The sequence below is a fragment of the Bacillus stercoris genome (assembly GCF_029772985.1).
GTDB lineage: Bacteria > Bacillota > Bacilli > Bacillales > Bacillaceae > Bacillus > Bacillus stercoris.
Genome location: NZ_CP121861.1, coordinates 3,065,331 through 3,085,100 on the forward strand (window position 1 = coordinate 3,065,331; position 19,770 = coordinate 3,085,100).

The 19,770-nt window shown below is 39.2% G+C and carries 19 protein-coding genes, 1 tRNA gene and 1 pseudogene; 12 read left to right on the top strand and 9 right to left on the bottom strand.

Annotated elements, in window-relative coordinates:
- Positions 1-145: 145 nt before the first annotated feature.
- The 4 genes from QA442_RS15980 (at position 146) to QA442_RS15995 (ending at position 2,815) form a co-directional block, all read left to right on the top strand.
- On the top strand, positions 146-370 hold the full coding sequence (locus QA442_RS15980; protein ID WP_279473307.1) for a spore coat protein: 225 nt from the start codon (positions 146-148) through the stop codon (positions 368-370).
- Positions 371-481: 111 nt separating this feature from the next.
- A complete protein-coding gene (cyoE, locus tag QA442_RS15985) occupies positions 482-1,483 on the top strand; it encodes a heme o synthase (protein WP_423856558.1) in 1,002 nt (333 codons plus the stop codon).
- Between the two features lie 721 nt (positions 1,484-2,204).
- The gene (locus tag QA442_RS15990; RefSeq protein ID WP_243571960.1) at positions 2,205-2,534 is read left to right on the top strand and encodes a YjdJ family protein; all 330 of its coding nucleotides are present in this window, start codon (positions 2,205-2,207) and stop codon (positions 2,532-2,534) included.
- 86 nt (positions 2,535-2,620) lie between these two features.
- On the top strand, positions 2,621-2,815 hold the full coding sequence (locus tag QA442_RS15995) for a DUF4177 domain-containing protein (RefSeq protein WP_003232825.1): 195 nt from the start codon (positions 2,621-2,623) through the stop codon (positions 2,813-2,815).
- Between the two features lie 41 nt (positions 2,816-2,856).
- On the opposite strand, the gene ybaK is transcribed toward QA442_RS15995, so the two are convergent.
- Positions 2,857-3,336, bottom strand: coding sequence for a Cys-tRNA(Pro) deacylase (gene ybaK / locus QA442_RS16000; RefSeq protein ID WP_279473310.1), 480 nt, complete (start codon positions 3,334-3,336; stop codon positions 2,857-2,859).
- Between the two features lie 229 nt (positions 3,337-3,565).
- Between ybaK and QA442_RS16005 the strand changes: the two genes are divergently transcribed.
- Positions 3,566-3,961: a hypothetical protein gene (locus QA442_RS16005; protein ID WP_134975752.1), complete on the top strand. Its 396-nt coding sequence runs from the start codon at positions 3,566-3,568 to the stop codon at positions 3,959-3,961.
- Between the two features lie 209 nt (positions 3,962-4,170).
- Complete coding sequence (locus QA442_RS16010) at positions 4,171-4,677, top strand: GNAT family N-acetyltransferase (protein WP_279473311.1); 507 nt, start codon at positions 4,171-4,173, stop codon at positions 4,675-4,677.
- Between the two features lie 43 nt (positions 4,678-4,720).
- Here the strand turns inward: QA442_RS16010 and QA442_RS16015 are convergent, their stop codons facing one another.
- The 4 genes from QA442_RS16015 to manR form a co-directional block, all read right to left on the bottom strand.
- A complete protein-coding gene (locus QA442_RS16015; RefSeq protein WP_151256934.1) occupies positions 4,721-5,203 on the bottom strand; it encodes a YjdF family protein in 483 nt (160 codons plus the stop codon).
- A gap of 169 nt (positions 5,204-5,372) precedes the next feature.
- Positions 5,373-6,320, bottom strand: coding sequence for a mannose-6-phosphate isomerase, class I (gene manA / locus QA442_RS16020; RefSeq protein ID WP_279473312.1), 948 nt, complete (start codon positions 6,318-6,320; stop codon positions 5,373-5,375).
- Between the two features lie 15 nt (positions 6,321-6,335).
- Positions 6,336-8,294, bottom strand: coding sequence for a PTS mannose transporter subunit IIABC (gene manP / locus QA442_RS16025; RefSeq protein ID WP_279473313.1), 1,959 nt, complete (start codon positions 8,292-8,294; stop codon positions 6,336-6,338).
- Between the two features lie 149 nt (positions 8,295-8,443).
- The gene (manR, locus tag QA442_RS16030) at positions 8,444-10,390 is read right to left on the bottom strand and encodes a mannose transport/utilization transcriptional regulator ManR (RefSeq protein WP_095432596.1); all 1,947 of its coding nucleotides are present in this window, start codon (positions 10,388-10,390) and stop codon (positions 8,444-8,446) included.
- A 563-nt stretch (positions 10,391-10,953) separates the two neighbouring features.
- On the opposite strand from manR, the gene QA442_RS16035 reads away from it, so the two are divergent.
- The gene (locus QA442_RS16035; RefSeq protein WP_003232839.1) at positions 10,954-11,301 is read left to right on the top strand and encodes a BLB8/JUQZ-1 family protein; all 348 of its coding nucleotides are present in this window, start codon (positions 10,954-10,956) and stop codon (positions 11,299-11,301) included.
- A 159-nt stretch (positions 11,302-11,460) separates the two neighbouring features.
- Here the strand turns inward: QA442_RS16035 and QA442_RS16040 are convergent, their stop codons facing one another.
- Both QA442_RS16040 and QA442_RS16045 read right to left on the bottom strand, forming a co-directional pair.
- A complete protein-coding gene (locus tag QA442_RS16040) occupies positions 11,461-12,216 on the bottom strand; it encodes an SDR family oxidoreductase (RefSeq protein WP_095432597.1) in 756 nt (251 codons plus the stop codon).
- Between the two features lie 238 nt (positions 12,217-12,454).
- Positions 12,455-12,772: a putative quinol monooxygenase gene (locus QA442_RS16045; RefSeq protein WP_095432598.1), complete on the bottom strand. Its 318-nt coding sequence runs from the start codon at positions 12,770-12,772 to the stop codon at positions 12,455-12,457.
- Positions 12,773-13,021: 249 nt separating this feature from the next.
- Here QA442_RS16045 and QA442_RS16050 point away from each other — a divergent pair, with 249 nt between their 5' ends.
- Both QA442_RS16050 and QA442_RS16055 read left to right on the top strand, forming a co-directional pair.
- Positions 13,022-14,185, top strand: a complete 1,164-nt coding sequence (locus QA442_RS16050; RefSeq protein WP_071580515.1) for a response regulator aspartate phosphatase — start codon at positions 13,022-13,024, stop codon at positions 14,183-14,185.
- Between the two features lie 1,037 nt (positions 14,186-15,222).
- Positions 15,223-15,423, top strand: a complete 201-nt coding sequence (locus tag QA442_RS16055) for a hypothetical protein (RefSeq protein ID WP_014663576.1) — start codon at positions 15,223-15,225, stop codon at positions 15,421-15,423.
- A gap of 78 nt (positions 15,424-15,501) precedes the next feature.
- On the opposite strand, the pseudogene QA442_RS16060 reads toward QA442_RS16055, so the two are convergent.
- Positions 15,502-15,837, bottom strand: a pseudogene (locus QA442_RS16060) (N-acetylmuramoyl-L-alanine amidase); the annotation flags it as partial.
- Positions 15,838-15,992: 155 nt separating this feature from the next.
- Here QA442_RS16060 and QA442_RS16065 point away from each other — a divergent pair.
- Positions 15,993-17,822: a T7SS effector LXG polymorphic toxin gene (locus QA442_RS16065; protein ID WP_095432599.1), complete on the top strand. Its 1,830-nt coding sequence runs from the start codon at positions 15,993-15,995 to the stop codon at positions 17,820-17,822.
- Positions 17,823-17,828: 6 nt separating this feature from the next.
- A complete protein-coding gene (locus QA442_RS16070; RefSeq protein WP_095432600.1) occupies positions 17,829-18,170 on the top strand; it encodes a tRNA-Val4 in 342 nt (113 codons plus the stop codon).
- A 158-nt stretch (positions 18,171-18,328) separates the two neighbouring features.
- Here the strand turns inward: QA442_RS16070 and QA442_RS16075 are convergent.
- Positions 18,329-18,401: transfer RNA gene (locus tag QA442_RS16075), tRNA-Val, on the bottom strand.
- A gap of 172 nt (positions 18,402-18,573) precedes the next feature.
- Between QA442_RS16075 and QA442_RS16080 the strand changes: the two genes are divergently transcribed.
- Positions 18,574-19,764: a DUF819 family protein gene (locus QA442_RS16080; protein ID WP_095432601.1), complete on the top strand. Its 1,191-nt coding sequence runs from the start codon at positions 18,574-18,576 to the stop codon at positions 19,762-19,764.
- Positions 19,765-19,770: the final 6 nt, after the last annotated feature.

Here is a 19,770-nt window from a genome sequence, read left to right on the forward strand (position 1 = left end):
TAATAATATGAGATTTAGAAGTTCATGTCAATCCTTTTTAAGGAATTTCGTCATAAAATAAACCGGGTTTCATGAATGTACATACACCCAACTTAAGCATCAAGAATATGGTAAAAGGAATAAAAAAAGCAGGGAGGTTTTCCTCTTGGATTATCCTTTGAATGAACAGCTATTTGAACAAATGACACCTTATGATGAGAGACAGCCTTATTTTTATCCGCGTCCGAGACCGCCATTTTATCCGCCTTATTATTATCCAAGACCGTACTATCCGTTTTATCCGCGTCCGCCTTACTATTACCCGCGCCCGCGGCCTTACTACCCTTGGTACGGTTACGGCGGAGGATTCGGCGGCGGTTACGGATATTAAGCGTCGCTTGCCAAAATGGGGGCAGTCCAGCTCCCCATTTTTTTTTATTAAAAATGACAATATCATGACAAATATAGGAAACAATTGTGATTCCATAGCCCTCTTGTTACGATAACTAAAGCATGCAGTTTTTGGGGGGGCGTCTATTTTTTGGGGAATACAAGAGATTCGGCAGCCATATCTAAAACGAAATACATAAAAATTTCGAACCGGGTAACCATTTACGATTTTATCAAACTTGCAAAACCCGGCATTATCATATCAAACTCGATAGCAGCCTTTGGCGGATTTTGGATCGCGTTTGCAAGCGCAGAAAAACAATTAACCGGAATGGCTTTTTTGATGACAATGGTGACAGCAATGTTGGGAACCGCGTTTGTGATGGCTTCCGGCACTGTCTATAACAACTATTTTGATCGGCATATGGATGCAAAAATGGCACGCACTCGCAGCAGGGCCTCGGTCACAGGGAAAATGCCGCCAGCCATGATCCTAACATATGGCACTGTGTTAGGAATCGCAGGTCTAGCCATGCTTTATTCCCTCAATCCATTAACGGCCCTTCTCGGACTGGCCTCCTTTATTTTTTATGCGATCATCTATACAGTATGGGTGAAACGAACGTCTGTGTGGAGCACATTTGTCGGGAGCTTTCCTGGAGCTGCACCGCCATTGATGGGGTATTGTGCCGTAACCGGAGATTTCAGTATGACAGCAATGCTGTTGTACACGATTATGTTTTTGTGGCAGCCCCCGCATTTCTGGGCAATTGGGATAAGACGCAAAGAGGAATATCGTGCGGCTGGCGTTCCGCTTTTGCCTGTAGTCAAAGGCAATCATGTAACAAAAATAAAAATGATGCAATATATTGCCGTTCTGGTGCCGATCACGCTATTATTCCCTTTTTCTCTCGGCACTGGCCATATGAGCCCATTTTATTTCTTAGCCGCCTTGGTTCTTGGGGGCATATGGATCAAAAAAAGCATCAAGGGATTCAAAACAGACGATGACGTGATGTGGGCAAAGGATATGTTTGTCTACTCGCTCATTTATTTTTGTTTGCTGTTCTTCATCATGATGATCGATTCATTTGTGATGTTTCTGATCAGATGATGCAAAAAGAGCCACACATTAATGTGACTCTTTTTTGTTTGGAAAGACAGCCTCTAATAGAAATGTCACAGCAAAAAACACTGCCATGCAAATCAAAAACCGTACGATTTCACTCAAAATCCAGCTATCAGCAATACGCATGCCATCGGTTTCTCGGAGGGTTGCGCATATTGAAAAAATCATGAGTATGTTTTTTAGAGTTTCTTTGTTCATGAAATACCATCGCTTTCTTGAATAGGATGACTTAAAAGCAAAATAAATGATCAGTTCAGTCAGCCAAATATAAAACATGCCGCCATCGTTGCATGTTGATGTTTTTTTGCAGCCCATTGCAAAGTTCAGCAAAACAGATGAAAACCGTTCAGTGATTAAACAGATCTTTTGAAATAGACAAAGCGGAGGAAAGGCCGAACCGTCTGCTTCAGTACTTTCTCCTACTATCAATACGAACATTTAAAAATTCAGTAACAATTAGCAAAAAGATTGCAGCCCCCCAGCCTACTTTCGGGTGTTACTAAAGTACATAAGTAAAATCGCTAATATATGATTCTCCAATCCATAAACCCGAACGCTTTTTCCATCATCAGGTATTATAATCCAAACACAAATAAAAAAATAGACTTACGTTTGAGTTGCACGAAAGAGAAATTGCAAGAATAACCCAGAGGGTGGTAATATATTGTTTGATTTTCCCATATTTAGATTTGGAGGTCACACAAAAGTGAAGGGAATATTTTTAGTTGTTCAGCTTGGATTTTCTATTATGGTATTTCTGTTTTTAGCCGCTGTTAATTGGTATCAAGGAAGCGAGCTTGTTTCAGATCGATTTGATTGGAACTATACTGCTAAAATCTCAAAACTGCTTAATGGAATGGATACCGTCAGCAGCCCCAAACAAATTTCACAGCTTGATTTTTTCATCTATTCCGCTAAACACTACCCTGTTATGAGTGCGTTAATGATCATCTCCTTCTTATATGTTCTGGCCGCTTTGTTTTTACTTATATACTCAGTCAAACGCCATAAGCAAGAGATTCATTTGGACTGCTGAGCCAATGAGATTCATGTTAATAATCCCTGAGGTTTTCGGAACTTCTTGCTCAATCTTACGTATATCCTAATAGGAGGGATCAAATGATGAAAGAATATGAATTCGTAAGAGTTGAGCTGAGTACGATGAGAAGAAGGCCTAAAGAAGACTACCAGCAAATCATCCATGATTATGCAAAAAGAGGCTGGAGATTCGTTCAGATTTTCGCGCCCAGTATAGATGGGTATGGGGCAGCTGCTTATTTTGAAATCATATTTGAAAGAGATGCGGAAAAAGCTTAATCGATACGACTAAGCTTTTTCGTTTACCCTATATCTGCAATCTATACAATTTCTGCAAATTCGGCATCACATGATTTGGCTAAATCTTGCGGCGCCAACTTTATCTGCATACCGATTTTCCCTGCACTGACAATGATAAAATCAAGCGTTTCTGCAGATGCGTCAATATAGGTCGGGAACAATTTTTTCATGCCAATTGGTGAACAGCCGCCGCGAAGATAGCCAGTTACCGCTAATAGCTCTTTCATTGCAATCATCTCTATTTTCTTTTCCCCTGTCACCTTTGCTGCCTTTTTTACATCTAACTCTTCTGCTACAGGCACAACAAAGACATAATATTGATTAGTACCTGCTGCTGCCACCAATGTTTTATATACATACTCCAAAGGATAACCGATTTTCTCCGAAACAGAGATGCCATCTACAGGCTGGCCGTCTGTTTTATACCCTAATAACTCATAAGAAATGTTCTGCTGTTCAATTAGACGAACCGCATTTGTTTTTGCCATTTTTTTCGCCATCGTTTTCACCCGCTATCAAAATAAATGTAATCTTCTTTCTTGCAGTTAATATGTAAATTCTATCATCCTAACCTGCATTTTCAAGGTTACTAGCATTGAATCAACGAAAGGACAAATTGATTATACCGGACGCCTATAGCTCATTATTAATCAACATGAAACAAAACAGGAATGAACGAATGACAACCACATACAATTTGTATGAATGTAAAAATAAGGAGTGGTTGCTTTGTATCATTACTTGTATGGTCCTGCGTTAATTCCTTACTTTTCACATACTCATACTCCTCAAAGAAGTCCGGACTTTTCAGAAAGACAGAGAAGAAGAGAAATCACATTGACTGTAGACGGCATTATCCCCCCATCCTCCTCCGAGGATCTCGGCGACGGCTTTTATTCTTACGCATGGACGAACCAGCAGGTCATCAATCCAGGTGAATACCTAGTTTGTCATCTCGAAGGAAGGGATATCAACGTGGTAAATGGCGGGTTCACTCCGCGGGATACTGCTCCATTGTATGCGGTAGCAAGCTTTCCAAGACGAAGAAACCAATGGGTCATTATCATTCATAATCCTGTTCAAACCCAAAGAGCCCTATCGCTTTATTTGATTGCGAAAAGGTAGCACAACATGTTATCAGAAATCCTGCATTCAGCACAGAAAAACGGGTAGGAACACTTTGACATCAGCATTTTCCTACCCATTTTGGTACTGGGCTAGCTCTCACCTATCAATCCCCCTCAAGTTCCTCATCTTTTTCTACTGCCAAGGTACCAGAGAAAATTATTATATGTTATTATGATTTCCAGTAAAAAGAAAAGAGGATTAGATATATGGTTCTCCTTGAAACGAATCGATTACGATTACAAACAATTGATATTCCCCTTCTCGACGCCGCGTCTAAACAAGATCATCAAGCGATCAAAGACTTAGGATATGAAACAAATGGTGAATGGCCAAATTCTGATTTTTTTGAAGCGCTACCTTATTTTCGTGAGATTTTAGTGATAAACAATGGAACAAAAGGATTTGATTCATGGATTATTGTAAAGAAGGACAGTCATGAAATTGTTGGAGGAACTGGATTTTTAGGTGACCCAGACGAGAATGGCGTGATTGAAATCGGTTTTGCGACAAATAAAAGTCATCGCCGCAAAGGTTATTGTGTGGAAGCCTGCCAAGAACTAATAAACTGGGCATTAAGCCAAGAAGCAGTGAACCGGATTACCGCAAGATGTGAACATGATAATCTAGGATCACAAAAAACTTTGGAGAAGCTAGGGTTCACATTGGATCATAAATCAGCGGATTATATGCATTGGATATATGTTACAAAGTAGAGGCGTAATTACAAAAGCAGGCTCAGTGCCTGCTTTTGCTGGATTATTTACCTCTGTGCTTCTTTTTCGCTTTTTGCTTTTTGAGCATATACCTCTGCTCTTTTACATGTTCTCGTTGTTCTTTCGTTATTTGTTTTTTCTTTTGCTTTCTTGCATCAAGCTCTAGTTTTATTGCCTCTTGAGCTTTTGAAGTTACTCCGGCATTTTTCATTTCTTTTGATACCTGACGCTGCAATCTTTTTGGATTGATCTTTTTCTGACGTCTGCCTTGTAAACGAACTCCTTCCTGCTCTGTTTGGGCCATCATATTCAAGAGTTGGTTATGAACAAACGCCAGCACTTCAGAATCCTTCGGCTCTTTGCCAAAAAGATGACGAAAGGCTCTTAGCTTTCCATTGTTCACAGTTTCAACAACGCCTACCCAAAACTGACCATCATAGTAAACCGTTAATTTCATAACGATTCCCTCCTCATAAAAGATACGAAAGAATGATGGACATCCCGAGGAGGGGAAGGTTACTGACATGATCAATCATGCATCCGGACTACCAACCGAATCGTGTTTTTTCATTCTTTACCATATACAGAAAATAGTGTAGCATTTCTTCTCCGACTATTAAACTCTTATTTGATTTAGATCATCGCTGGAGAATAGGCGTCTTCACTTGCAAATGTATTTCTCAAGCCCTGCCATGTTACAGATGGGATACGATACATTCGGCATACCCTTCGAGTTTAAATTCTCCAAAACCATGAGGCAGCAACATATGATCTCCTTTTATGAAGGGATAGACATACTCACCAGAGATCATATGGCCCTCCCCTTCAATCACACTGATAAGAAGGAATGGTTTTTGCTGCATTAAGCTTGCTGATCCTGATAACTTCCATTTCCCCACCGAAAAGTAAGCGCATTCAATCAATGTCGTTGTAAGCAAATCCTCAATTTGTTCATGATGAACCGTTTGCCGCTCTGGAATAGACGGGACCTCTATCACTTCGATGCTCTTTTCCAGGTGAAGCTCGCGCAGCTTGCCTTCTTCATCTTTTCGGTCATAATCATATAATCTGTAGGTTGTGTCTGAATTCTGCTGCGTCTCTAAAGCCAGAATCCCTTTTCCAATCGCATGAACAGTGCCGCTTGGCACATAGAAAAAATCCCCCGGTTTTACCTTTACTCGGCGCAAGAGCTCTTCCCATTTTCCACGCTTTATCATGGCAATTAGTTCTTCCTTTGTTTTTGCATTGTGGCCGTAAATAATCTCTGCATCTTTTTCGCAATCAATAATGTACCAGCATTCAGTTTTTCCAAGCTCACCGTTTTCATGTATTTTGGCAAATTCATCATTGGGATGCACCTGAACAGATAAATCCTGGTCAGCATCTAATATTTTTGTAAGCAGAGGAAAACGGTCCCCTTCAAGCTGTCCAAATAAATGTCTGTGATGTTCCCATAATTCGCTGAGCGTGAGCCCCTTATACATTCCGTTTTGAACAACGCTTTGACCGTTTTGATGCGCGGCAAAAGCCCAGCACTCCCCTGTTCGTTGTGACGGAATGGTATAGCCAAAATCAGCTAAAGCGGTTCCGCCCCAAATTCTTTCTTTGAAAACAGGCTTGAAAAATAACGGTTCAATCGTCATGAAAATCCCCCCGCTTTATTCGATTTCTTCCAGCAGTTTGTATGCCTCTTCTGTTGTTTGCACGGAGAGCAGCCGCTTCCTATAATTGTCATCCATAAGCTTTCGAGATAGCATCTGCAATATTTTCAGATGCTGGTTCCCTCCGCTTTCTTTTGGTACAGCAATCATAAAGATTAATTTAGCTTCTGATCCATCCAGGCTGTTCCAGTCAACACCTGATCGTTTGATTCCAAAGGCAACACTTGGCTCCCTAACAGCCTCAGACTTTCCGTGCGGAATCGCGATATTCATGCCAATCGCCGTTGTTCCCTGTTGTTCACGATTCAAAATGGATTGTTTAAACCCGCTCTCTGAAAGCAGCGCACCTCTGCGGGACAATTTTTGAATCATTTCCTCAATGATGTCATCCCTGGTTTCACCCGATAAATTTGGTTCAATTAATTCCGGGCTGATAATGTCTGTCAGTTTTTTTATCTCCGCCACCTCAGCTTTTGGGCTTTCGACTTGAATTGGCTGCTTTATTTCGTTTGCTGCCGCAGCTTCACTTGGCGCAGAGGACGGTGCAGTTTCACTGAGCACAGGAGACGCCGTAATATCTTTTTTTAGGACATTGACGAACAGAGCGGTGACAAGGGAACCTGCAATCACAGCAATAAAAAACATCAAGACATGATCAACTGCGCCAAGCACTGCAACAATAGGTCCTCCGTGTGCCACTCTGTCCCCCACATTGCCAATCATGGCTATCACAGAACCTGTCATTGAGCCTGCCATAATACTTGGAATGACGCGCAGAGGGTCCTGTGCCGCAAATGGGATCGCTCCTTCAGTAATGCCGAAGAGCCCCATCGTAAATGCCGCTTTCCCCATTTCTCTTTGGGATGTCTCGAATTTTCTTTTTCCTAAAAACGTCGCAATGCCAAGGCCAATCGGCGGGATACAAATGGCGACAGCAATTGGTCCCATAATTTCATAATTTCCTTCTCCAATCATTGCCGATCCAAACAGAAATGCGACCTTATTTACGGGACCGCCCATATCAAATGAGATCATCGCACCTAAAATCAATGTCAGAAGGATCGAGCTCGACCCTTTCATTCCCGCCAGCCAAACCGTTAATGAAGTGAAAATTTGAGCTACAGGCGCACCGATCAAAAATACAAACGCTAAACCTACAATCAGAGATGCAAATACCGGAATAATAATAATCGGCATAATCGGTTGGATGGCTTTTGGCACCTTTACTTTTTTTATCCATAGTGCAGCATATCCGGCCAAAAATCCGGCAATGATTCCCCCAAGGAATCCGGCGCCGCTTGCGCTGTCATAAAAACTGCCAGTCGCCGCAATATATCCGCCGATCATCCCTGGCACAAGACCCGGTTTATCAGCGATGCTATAGGCGATATAGCCGGCTAAAATCGGAATCATAAATGAAAATGAAGCACTGCCGATCTGTTCAATCGTTTTCCAGAAGGAGTCATCCGGAATAACTAAGCCTTTAGGTGTTTTCTCCCCTCCAAGCGTTAATGCAACCGCTATCAATAATCCGCCGACGACAATGAAAGGAACCATAAATGAAACGCCGTTCATTAAATGACAGTAAATAGGATTTTGCTTCTTCTCCTGGTGATTGCCAGATTCCGATTTTGCAGCGGAACGATAGACCGGTATATCCCCGTTAAGAGCGGTTTGAATCAATTCTTCCGGTTTGCGGATGCCGTCCTGTACCCCGACAGACAGCAGTTTTTTGCCTATAAACCGGTCTTTGTTTACCGAGCGGTCTGCAGCAATAATGATTGCGTCCGCTTCGCGTATTTCCTCTTCGGTTAGCTTATTTTCGACACCAATTCCCCCCTGGGTCTCAACTTTGATGCTGACGCCCATTCTGTCTGCAGCTTTTTGCAGATTTTCCGCTGCCATATACGTATGGGCAATACCGTTCGGACAAGATGTAATCGCTAACAGTTTCATAGGAAACCTCCTTTAAAGTGTGAATAATAAGATCTTGTCTCAACTGTATACCGAAATCAGCACTTAAAAATCGCTTTTTTTACCATAGGTTCCGGAAATAAAGGCATTTTTCCCTATAACAAAAAAAAGCAAGGAATAATCCCTGCTTTTTAATAATCCAAATGAGATAAAAATGACATGACATTGGTTTCTTTCGTCAGCTTTTGGACAAAGGCCGGCTGCTCGCTAAGATATGAGAGCTCGCTAAACAGCTGCTTTGTCATGGTTTGATCCTCGTGTTTGACAGCCAGCATAAAGACAAGCGAAACTTTTTCATTTCCCCATTCAAGCGGCTCCTTTAATGTGGCAATCGCGATTGCTGATTGTTTAATAAATTTAGCGTTCGCATGAGGAATGGCAATGCCTGACCCAATGTTTGTCGCGGACATTTTTTCCCTCATCACCGCATGAACCGCATAGTCCTTTTCAACATAGCCTTTCTCAAACAAAGCTGTCGCCAGCTGTTCAATTAACTTGTAGCGATGCTCCGCCTCCTGCTGCAAAAAAACCAAAAAAGGAGTCGTATTGTTCAGCATCTGAAACGTTTTTTGTTTTTGGCGGTGTGGTTCGCCCAGCTGACGTATAAATGCACTTAATTTCTTCTCTTCGCCAGGCTCTAACAGCGGAGACACAACAATATGGGGGACCGTTATATTCTCCAGCGCAATGGTGGATATGACAAGATCGATATCCTCATGCTTTTTGATATAATCCTTTAAATCGGCCTTTGCAATACAAGCCATTACAGCGATTTGGTGATATTTCCGTTCAATTTTCGTCCGCAGCAATTGGGACATCCCAATTCCCATATGGCAGACGATGATCGCCTTTTTATGTGTCTCGCTGCTGCCCTGCATCCGTTCGATGGCTGCTTGAAAATGCAGTGTCAAATATGCTGCCTCTTCCTCAGGAATATGAAGATCAAATGTTTGATTGATGTCTTCCAAAACGTCAATGATAAGATGAAACAAATAAGGATACATCTTTTTAATATCATTCAGCATAGGATTTGATACTGAAAGATCGTAGCTCAGCCGCTGTAACACTGTATTGAGATGAATGTTCAAACCATTGATCAAATCCAGGTCTTTATGAAAATCCATCATTTTCAGCTCTGAAACACGATTGATTAAATGCTCTACAACCTTAGGAAGCACAGCATTTTCAAAGTTTTCTTCTTTCTGTAATGGATAACGAACTTTACCGCCCAATATATGTAATGTTAAATACACGGCTTCTTCTTCTGGAAAACGGATTGCAAAAACCGGTTCAAGCCGTTGTAAACAAGCAAATGTCCATTGATATTCTTTCTTCTTTTTTACTGCCGCCATTTCTTTCGAGGACAACGAGATCGGCTGCTTCATTTTGATCCGGCGGACCATTAATAATGTATGCAGCAGCAAACTCTCAAACGTTTCATCTGTGAAATAGAGAGAATGCTTTTTTTGTAATGATTTGATTTCTTTCGTCACAAAGTCTATTTCATAATGTAAAAACTTACTTTTAATAAATTGGCTCGTAAACTCTGTATTGTGAATCAAATCAGATATTCTTGCCAATGCCTTTCTTTTATTTCTTTCGTTCCCTTCAACCTTTAATCCAAGCCGCTGTCTAGAAACGAGCGTGAGATCAAAACGCTTCAGCCACTCTTCTACTGCGTATAAATTCTTTTTAATGGCAGATCGATTGACAAAATGCCGAGCGGCAATTTCTTTTGCGGAAACAGGCTTCGGATTCATTAATAAATCATAAGCAATTTGCAGCATTCTTTCTTCATCGCTCCGCTTCCTAGAAGAAAAATGATCAGTATGTAATTGTTGGCTTAGCCAGGTTCTTTCCTGTTCTTCTATATGTAAATAAACGCCCAACCCTGGTTTTCGAATAAGCTGTGCATGAGATTGCTCATTGAGATAATCCTCGATCACTTTCAAATCATTCCGGATTGTTTTTTCAGAACACTGTACCCTATCTGCGAAATCTTGCACAACTAAATAGTCATCAGGTTCAGATAACAACAGATACAAAATCTTTTTTTGTCTTGAATTTATGTATTCCATCTGTTTTTCTATCCTTCCTGTCAGTATCCACTTGAGCAAATTCATAGTATAAGTATACTATATAAGAAACCGTTTACATTATAAAATAAAATCATAGAGACAAAAGTTTTGTTTTTTACCGAAGCTTCCGGAAAAAAGCGATTTTTATATTCTTTGAGTTTGTTATGTAATGTATTTTTTATCGTTATTCAGCAGAAATTCATAAAAATACTCCAATTCTTCACCTATTTAGAACGAAGATTTTCTAATGTATGAGTACGAAAGTAAGAACATGATGAAGAAAAGTGATTTGGTATCTTTGGGGATAAAGTGCAGGTAACAAAATTCCCACGCGCTCAACAAACTAATAACCCCACCAAATGTGTTTTATTAAGATTTTAAAGATGGCCATTCTCTCTCAGCAATTTTCAATCATAAATACAAACTCTGTGCAGGGCACACAATAGTCTTAGCTCAAATCAGTTGATCGTTCACATATTATTAACATTTATTTACAAGGAAAATAATTACTTTTATTGAATTGTTATAGTGCAAGACAAAAAACTTTAAAGGAGTGTTTCAAAATGAATTTCAAAAAAACTGTTGTTTCTGCTTTATCGATTTCTGCGTTAGCTCTGTCGGTCAGCGGGGTAGCTTCAGCTCATGAAATAAACTCCACACCTACTGAAGTAAAGAACATTTCTATTTCACCTACACATGTTATCAAGATTCAAGACTATAATTTACCTCTAAAAGTTGGAGAAACCTATTCTGTTAAAAATAATTCAGCTACTCGTTATTGGACTGATAACCAAAAAGTTGCTGAAGTCGATCAAAATGGTTTAGTGACGGCTAAATCAAAAGGGAAAGCCACGATTACTTTGTTTAAAGGTACTGCAGTATTCGGAAAAGTATATGTAACGGTTTATTAATCTCTTAACCGCCAGATTTTCTGAATGCAAAACATGCATGAATAAAATAAGGTTCCCCTCTAAAAAGAGAAGGGACCTTATTTTATTTCAATTGCGCTTCAAGTTTAGATTTAGTTTTGGGAATACATCATACATTGGTTTATATTGTGTTTCATTAGCTTAGCCCCGAATAAATCCACCTTCTGAATGAATAATTTGTCCAGTTATCCATTCAGCCTCATCACTTGCAAGAAAAGCAATAATTCGTGCCGCATCATCTGGTGTGCCAATACGCCCCATTGGAAATTTAGGTGAAAGAAAATTTCTTATTTCATCTGTCATCCATGTAGAATCTGTTGGACCTGGGTTTACAGCGTTAACAGTGATGCCCAATGGTGCAAGTTCTTGTGATAACGACCTAGTAAAGGCAGAAATAGCTCCTTTAGTAGCTGCATACGCTAACTCCCCAGGCAAAGGGCCTAAATCCTGCCCTGATGTCATATTGATGATTCTTCCTGATATTAAATTAGATTTTTTAAACCGACGGGCGAATTCAACACAAAGAAGAAAATTTGATCTCATATTAACCGCATAATGATCATCAAGTGATTTAGCATCTAACGATACATAATTATCACTTGCGGAATGAGCTGCATTATTAATAAGGATGGAAGGATATCCTAATTTATCTGAAATTTTTTCATGTATTGTGAATGCAGCATGTGCATCTGATAAATCAATTTTCATTGCCTCACAACGGACACCCATATGTAAAATTTCTTGTTGAAATTCTTCTATCCAGGCCGCATTAGAATTCCAGTGAGTAAAGAAGGTATGTATACCCTGTGAGGCTAACTTACGACATATAGCCGTACCAATATCTCCTTGACTGCTTGCTCCTGTAATTAGTGCAATTTTTTCTTGAGAATGACTCATTATTTTAACCTCCAATTTATACGGAGTATCTCCATTATTATGGTAACAAGTTATCTAAAGATATAATCCAGTAAATCTAGCAAAGCTGACTTTGAATACATTTCAAAATCAGCTCAAAAAAAACATTTTCGTCTCCAAAAAATATTAAATAGAAAAAAATAAGAGTTGGACAACAATTCACTACTTAATCACAAGTGGCTGATTCTATGTCATTGAATGTCTCTTTTTAAAAAGCCTTTCAATCATTCACATTGTTTTTCATTAACCATTCTACTTCCGTTAATTCTTGTTTTTGAACGTCTATTGTGTGTTTTTTCGTAAAATGGGTTTTCACAGCTTCTTCGTTTTCCCAAATCTCCCAAAGCATTATTTTACGTTCTGATGGCTCAAGCGGATAAGCATGGAATGTAATACAACCCTCTTCTTTGTTCGTTTCTTCCTCAAGTTTTTTGAATTCCTTCATTATCTCATTAAGGTCTTTATCACTGATGATTTTTAAACATGCCGTTATGTAATGCATCGAAAATCCCCCTCCTATCATTTTATGGCTTTTCATTATAACATTTTCTTGAAAAATGCAGATGCCATTTATAAATCATTAAACGACTTCAAGTGCCTTTTAGATCAGCCTCCCTAAATTCTAAAGCAAGCTAAAGAGTTCGTATCAGACAATACGGTCCTTATTTATGTTTATTCTGACTTTTTCTAGTCTAAATAGATGGACTTTTCAAAAAAAAATAATTCTATTAGAGGGTGTCCTTAGTGATATAATATTAAATATATGTAAAAAAAAGGAGGTATTTGATTGTCTGTTTCGGATTTAATCCCATATCATTATGTAACTACAGACATTAATCATTGGTATGTTGTCATAAAACAGGGTCGAGTTGAGAAAGCAAAAGAAATGAAACAAAAAGTTGAAAAAGCATTCGATATGATGGAAAAAAATGAAAAAGTAGCAGTCTATCTCCAGCTATTAAAGCTGCGGCACGAAATAATGCTGTCGTATCTCGAACCTGACTCTGTTGAAAATATAGATGGTGTATATGCTGACCTCAAAAAGACAAGGGAAAATATGGCCCCTGAATCCCTCACGAATACAATAGAATTCTATTATCATTTTTTTACCGGCATGTATCATTTTAGAACGAGAGATTTAGTTATTGCTTTAACATATTATCGCGAAGCCGAAAAATATCTTGATTTATTAGATGAAAACGCAAATACAGATAAGGCAGAGTTCTATTTTAAAGTGTCAGAAGTCTATTACTATATGAAAGAGACTCATTTCTCAATGAATTATGCTCAGCGAGCATACTCTATATTTAAAGAGCAAAAAGATGCTCAGGGGAACCTTACATATGGCAAAGAAATGGTCCAATGTCAGTTTGTTATCTTTGGGAACTGGCTAGATAAAATGTGTTATGAGGATGCTTTAGAAACAGCTGAAAAAGCCTTAAATGATGCTATAAAAATAGGGGAGCAACATTTAATTGGTTCAGCTCATTTTAACGTGGGATTATGCTATAATAACCTTGAAGAACTTGACAATGCCGAGAAACATTTTCAAATCGCCTATGAAATTCATAAGGATCGAAAACACATTTATGAGTCCAAAGCGATTTTTAATCTGGCATATGTCAAAGCAAAGAAAAATGATTTAAAGGCTGCATTAGAATTATACCAGGAAGGTCAGAAGGTTGCTGCCCGACACAACAACCAGGAAGTAACCGAGAAATTAAAACTGGTTAAAGGCCTTTATTTATCATTCGACTTACAAACACTTAGAGAAGTGTTCAAGTTCTTCGAAGAGAAAAACCTTTACGGTGATATGGAAGAATACGCTGTTGCTGTTGCTGATTTTTTGACCAACAAAGAAGACAGACATGATGCGGTCGATTTTTATCAAATGGCAATTGAAGCACGCAAACAAATTCAAAGGGGGAAGCATTTAAATGAAAAAATGTAAAATTGCAATTTGTTTAGCGCTCTTGCTTGGCGTTGTTGGAGTATCTAGCGCTTCATACGCTCTTTCTGAGCAGTCCACTTATAAGGTCGCAGATAGAGCAGCAACTTAATATGATATTAAGAAATAACCCCATTTTGGACTTTAAAAATGGGGTTTTTATTTTATCTTCTCAACTCAATATTATTCCTGAGTTTTTTTAAAATCATATACTGCATTAATAAACCGACAGCCCCACCCTTTATGTAACATTCTAACATTCCTAAAAATATGTATATCCGCAAAAAACCGCAAACTTTTTCATGGTACTCCTTCTATCAGAATCTTTACAACAACTCCACAATCATATTTAGTCTCTGAAAAAAACATGAATAATGACACTTGAAATCTACATCTGCTTATAGATTACACTAGGATAAAGCCTATAAAAGAAAGGTTGATGGGTTTGAACTTATATTTAGTAACAGCCCTTGTCATATCAGTATTATTAAACGTAATTTTATGTATTCAGCTAGGAAAATTCAGAACAAGTCGATTTTCCAAGTGGAAAGAAAGCACAGGAATTAACACTCCATATGCTGCGTTAGTCTGGGCTTTCCTTGCTATAACAATTGTTTTGAGTCTTATAGGTTTACTGGCTGGTGTAAGTGATTTATAAATGTTGTGATCATTGTAAATAGGCATAACAACATTTTTTCTATTGGTATAAAGCCCGCCTTATATAAGATGGGCTCTTTTTGCGTGGTAATTTGCTTTTATCGCAGTAGACCCCACAAATGACTCAACGAGGGCTGAATTTAAAACAATACCAGCCTTAAAACCTACAATGGATTCAACTTATAACGTGAATAAACTTCTCTATAGAAATATCCTTCCGCTTTATCTAGATTTAGTAAAAAAGTTCTTCTTCGTTAAAATAATAACTGGATAAGGGAAACATCATTTCATATACCATTAAACATATTACGGATTGCTTAATTTTTATATAACTGTTGGAAACGGTTTTTCAGCCTGCGATAATTAAATAAGAGGTGAAATCAATGAATGGTATAGAATTTTTAGAGTCCGTGTCGCAACTGGGACAAATAATTTTATTGTTCTCCGGCTACGCCCTTTACTGGAAATTAGGCAAAATAAAAAAAGAACGGAAACTTACAAAATATGAAACTTTTCTTAGATTCTTTGTAACGTTCGGCATATTTGCATGGGCACTTTCGTTTCTTGCTTTGCATTTGTGGTAACAATCTTCTGTCGATACTTCATTAATTATATCGAATTTTTTTAATCATTAATTAAACTCCCTTTTTATTAAAAAACGGAAGAGTATCACTTTTTTTGACTGTGTAAATGCCCCCAGAAGCTTTAGACGCAGATGATAACAGTTTAGATGTTGTCTTTCCTCCCAGCACCTTCAATTCTGACTCAATGGCTGACTTAACTTGGTTTCATCTGCCCTCAGCTAAAATGCGGTGCAGGCAATACTTTCCGCTCCAGTTCTGATGTGTACGGACACGATCAAGTTCCCCAGCCGCACTCTTTAAGCAGCTACGCTACAAACTTGATAGCTAGCTTTTCAGCAGTGTAGTATTCAGCGCATCCTGACTTGCTATAACAATACCAACACCAATCAAATTACGGTTCCCGGGACCATTCGAGCTTGGCCTATCACCAATTGCTTAACAACACAATAAATAAGAACAAAGACCTAGACCGAATTAATCATTTTCCACTTTCGAAATACGTATATGTCTTTTTCTTCTTTCTTCCATGGTAATATCTTGGTTAGGAATTCCGATGAAAGGATATGAACATGAAAGTATTTGAAGCTAAAACGTTGCTTTCCGAAGCAGATAAACGCGCAAAGGAATACAAAGAATTAAGAAGTCAGATGGTCAATCTCAAGAAGGCCTTTAAAGCCGTAGCTGATTTAGATGACAGTGAGTTTTCCGGAAAAGGCGCCGACAACATCAAAGCATTTTATCAAGATCATGCAGGTGTAGCTGACAATTGGATTGACTTACTTGATATGAAAATTGCTTTCTTGACGAGCATTTCAGGCACTTTAGAGGACGCCAGCTTATCTGATGCATATATAGAAGAATCCTTCTTAGAACACGAACTGGCTAACGCCTACACAAAATCAAAATCTATTATGTCAGAACAAAAGAAAGCCATGAAGGATATCTTAAATGATATTGACGATATACTTCCGCTTGATTTGTTCTCGACAGAAAACTTCAAAGACGAACTCGCCAATGCGGAGGACAAGCGCAAAAAAACAGTCGACAAACTAGGTAGCGTGGACGAAGCACTTGTTACTGAATATGCCCAGTCAGAGCCAAACGAGCAATTCATCAAGAAGGACTTCCAAAAGCTTGAGGAATCCACAGGCAAAGGGAAGAACGCCACACCCATTCACTACAACGCCAAGGCGTACCGTGAAAGTGACATACATAAGAAAAAAGGCGATATTGAGAAACAGACTGAAGCTTATTTGAAGATCAAGAAAGATGAAGCGAAAGAACGAGAAATCAAAGATTTAAAGAAGAAGCTAGCTGACGGAGTGACGGATCCGGATGAATACTTAGAAATTGCCAAGAAGGTCGGCTATGAGAATCTTACCCCTGAGCAGCTTGAATTTGTTTCATTTCTTGAACAGCGTAAAGCTTTCATGGATAACGGAAAAGAAGTGTTGCAAATCATAGGTGATGGCGCCAAGGGTGCGATTGTTGGTATATACGATCTTGCCAAGGATACCGGTGAAGGAGCCATTCAATTTGGATGGAATATCGGTTGGACGATTGACAACTTAAACAAGGATCCTCAAAAAGTGCTGGATACCGTTTTGGAATACGACTATCAAGCTGCCTTTCAAAGCATGGTTGACACATTGAAGGATAATTGGGATACAAAAATGATTCACGGGGATGCATACACACGGCTGCACTATGTTACTTATTTGGGCGGAAGCCTTCTGTTATTGAAAGGTGGAAAGTCCTCTGTCTCAACAGGCTCGAAAGATCTTGCTAAAGTTGGGAAAGCAGCTGGTGGCACAGTTAAGAAAGGTGGAAAGTCTGTAAAACAGTTTGTCAATTCTCCTGTCAATCGATATACTCCTGCATTAGAAGGAATCCTTCAAGATGCTGAGAAAACCATTAACGTGAAAAATACTCCGCTGCTAAAAAGTATTGCGGAAGATAAAAAAGAGAGTGTTCTCACTAAATCTGTTAATCCAAATGGTAATAGAGGCACAAATGGTATTACTAAAAAAACAGTAAAGCACGTATATCATGGAGAAATTAACAGAAAAAACAAAGCTGTAGGTTATCATCATGAGAGTATGATGAGTGGTAGCAGAATAATTCCAGGAACAGAAGAAGTACCTGATATAAATGGGGTATATAGAGCTAAGGTAGAAGTAAAAGGAGTAAAAAAAGTAGCGAAGTCATCTTTCTTTCCAAAAGAATGGGATAGAGTAAAAGTTTACAATACAATTTCCGAAGCTTACAAAAACAAAAAACAAATACGAGATAATAAGTATATCGGCAAAACTTCATCAGGAATTGATGTGGAGATGTACCTTAATAAGGATGGCTCAATAGCAACTGCTTATCCTTTATATAAAAAACCAAAGGAATGATTGATCATGGAATATTCATTTGAATTTAAAAGAGACCCTTTAGGATACTTAAGAATAGTTCTTCCTACAGAACTAGAATACTTTTCTGATTTCATTGAAGACATTGTTTCGGTGGATGAAGCTGATGAATACTTAAAAATTATTCAAGAAGTATTGGATGGCTCTTCTGAAGAATATGAGATTCAATTAAACACCACCATTGCATATATAAAAAAAGATCAAACAGTCGTAGAACACCTTTATACAGAAAGTGAAAACGACAAAAGTTCCATGGAAACAGAAAAACTTAAAAGCCTTATGCTTGTTTGGAGAGACAAGATCCCGGAAAGGTATAAGAGCGTTGATTGAAGCTTTAATCCTTTAGGCACCTTGGAAATTCAAGGGGCCTTTTTTTACTTCGCCAAAAAATCAAGTTCGCCAACAGTTTGCCAACAACTTGCGAATTTGATAAACCGCCTTTATTAAAGCAAAGTAAAAAAACCCTTGCTACGCAAGGGTTTAAGCTATGATTCCGACTGGGCTCGAACCAGCGACCTCTACCCTGTCAAGGTAGCGCTCTCCCAGCTGAGCTACGGAATCATGATATGTATGTGTTGCTGGGTATGTTGTTGTCTTTCTGACAATTTCTATTATATAACCTTCCCTTTTATTCGTCAACTGCTTTTTTAGAAAAACTTTTTCCGGACTTGCTGTTCTGTTCCCCGGCTATTATAATATGTCTTAATTTTCTAATAACAGGGGTGATGGGGTTTTGCATTCTTTGATTTCTTCCGATGATGTTTGGGTATTGTGGGGGTTTATTGCGGTGTGGGCGGCAGTGAGCATCGGGGTGGAGCAGCGCTTTAAGTGGGCGTCCGCTGTGTCGGGCGCTATTATCGCGCTTGCAGGTGCTATGATGTTTACGAATGTAGGAGTGCTTCCTGTTGAGTCGCCTGTATATGATACCGTATGGTCTTATGTAGTGCCGCTGGCGATCCCTCTTTTGCTGTTTCAGATCAATGTGCGGCAGATTTTTAAGGAAAGCAGGCGTTTGCTGTTTATTTTTCTGATTAGCTCCGCTGGCACTGTGCTTGGGAGCATTCTTGCTTTTTTTCTGCTCAAACAGCATATTCCTTATCTCGATAAAATCGGCGGGATGATCAGCGCCTCTTATATCGGCGGCGGGGTCAACTTTGCGGCGATGGCGGCAAAATTTGAGACGCCTGGTGAATATGTGTCAGCTACCGTTGTGGCTGATAACTTTATGATGGCACTTTTGTTTTTTATATTAATCAGCATTCCTGCACTCAAATGGTTTCAGCGGCACTATGCCATGCCGTTTGAGGAGAAAGTGAAAGCCAAAGGAAACAGCGAAAACAGTGCTGAAAGCTATTGGAAACGGAAGGGTATCTCCTTAAAGGATATTGCTTATAATGCCGGTGCTGCTTTTGCTCTTGTTTCGGTTAGTGTGAAGGTTTCCGGCTATTGTAAAAGCGTTTTTTCTCATCCTCTTTTGACCGGAACGCTTGGCGATCAGTATCTAATGCTTACGTCTTTAACTGTTCTTATCATTTTTCTTTTCCCGCGTTTTTTTGAAAGGCTCAATGGATCTCAAGAGCTTGGAACCTTTTTGATTTATTTGTTTTTTGTGGTGATTGGCATTCCTGCAGATCTGCGCTTAATCGTTACCAATGCGCCTCTTATTCTATTATTTGTGTTTATCATTGCGATCAGCAATTTAGCGGTTTCCTTAGCTGTCGGAAAATTGTTCCGCGTTCGGCTTGAAGAAATTCTGCTCGCCGTCAACGCTGCTGTCGGGGGACCGACGACTGCGGCTGCGATGGCAATTGCCAAGGGATGGCGGGAGCTTGTCGCTCCGATCATGCTTGTCGGTACGCTCGGCTACTTAATCGGCAACTATGTTGGCACTTTTATGGGAAATTGGTTTTCTTCCTTCTTATAAAAAGGA

Coding starts and splice junctions, on each gene's coding strand:
- QA442_RS15995 (WP_003232825.1), top strand. CDS start 2,621: ATGAAAGAATATGAATTCGTAAGAGTTGAGCTGAGTACGATGAGAAGA.
- manR (WP_095432596.1), bottom strand. CDS start 10,390: ATGGAATACATAAATTCAAGACAAAAAAAGATTTTGTATCTGTTGTTA.
- QA442_RS16045 (WP_095432598.1), bottom strand. CDS start 12,772: ATGAAAAGCCATAAAATGATAGGAGGGGGATTTTCGATGCATTACATA.
- manP (WP_279473313.1), bottom strand. CDS start 8,294: ATGAAACTGTTAGCGATTACATCTTGTCCGAACGGTATTGCCCATACG.
- QA442_RS16065 (WP_095432599.1), top strand. CDS start 15,993: ATGAAAGTATTTGAAGCTAAAACGTTGCTTTCCGAAGCAGATAAACGC.
- QA442_RS16035 (WP_003232839.1), top strand. CDS start 10,954: ATGAATTTCAAAAAAACTGTTGTTTCTGCTTTATCGATTTCTGCGTTA.
- manA (WP_279473312.1), bottom strand. CDS start 6,320: ATGACGATTGAACCGTTATTTTTCAAGCCTGTTTTCAAAGAAAGAATT.
- QA442_RS16055 (WP_014663576.1), top strand. CDS start 15,223: ATGAATGGTATAGAATTTTTAGAGTCCGTGTCGCAACTGGGACAAATA.
- QA442_RS16040 (WP_095432597.1), bottom strand. CDS start 12,216: ATGAGTCATTCTCAAGAAAAAATTGCACTAATTACAGGAGCAAGCAGT.
- ybaK (WP_279473310.1), bottom strand. CDS start 3,336: ATGGCGAAAAAAATGGCAAAAACAAATGCGGTTCGTCTAATTGAACAG.
- QA442_RS16010 (WP_279473311.1), top strand. CDS start 4,171: ATGGTTCTCCTTGAAACGAATCGATTACGATTACAAACAATTGATATT.
- QA442_RS16070 (WP_095432600.1), top strand. CDS start 17,829: ATGGAATATTCATTTGAATTTAAAAGAGACCCTTTAGGATACTTAAGA.
- QA442_RS16015 (WP_151256934.1), bottom strand. CDS start 5,203: ATGTCAGTAACCTTCCCCTCCTCGGGATGTCCATCATTCTTTCGTATC.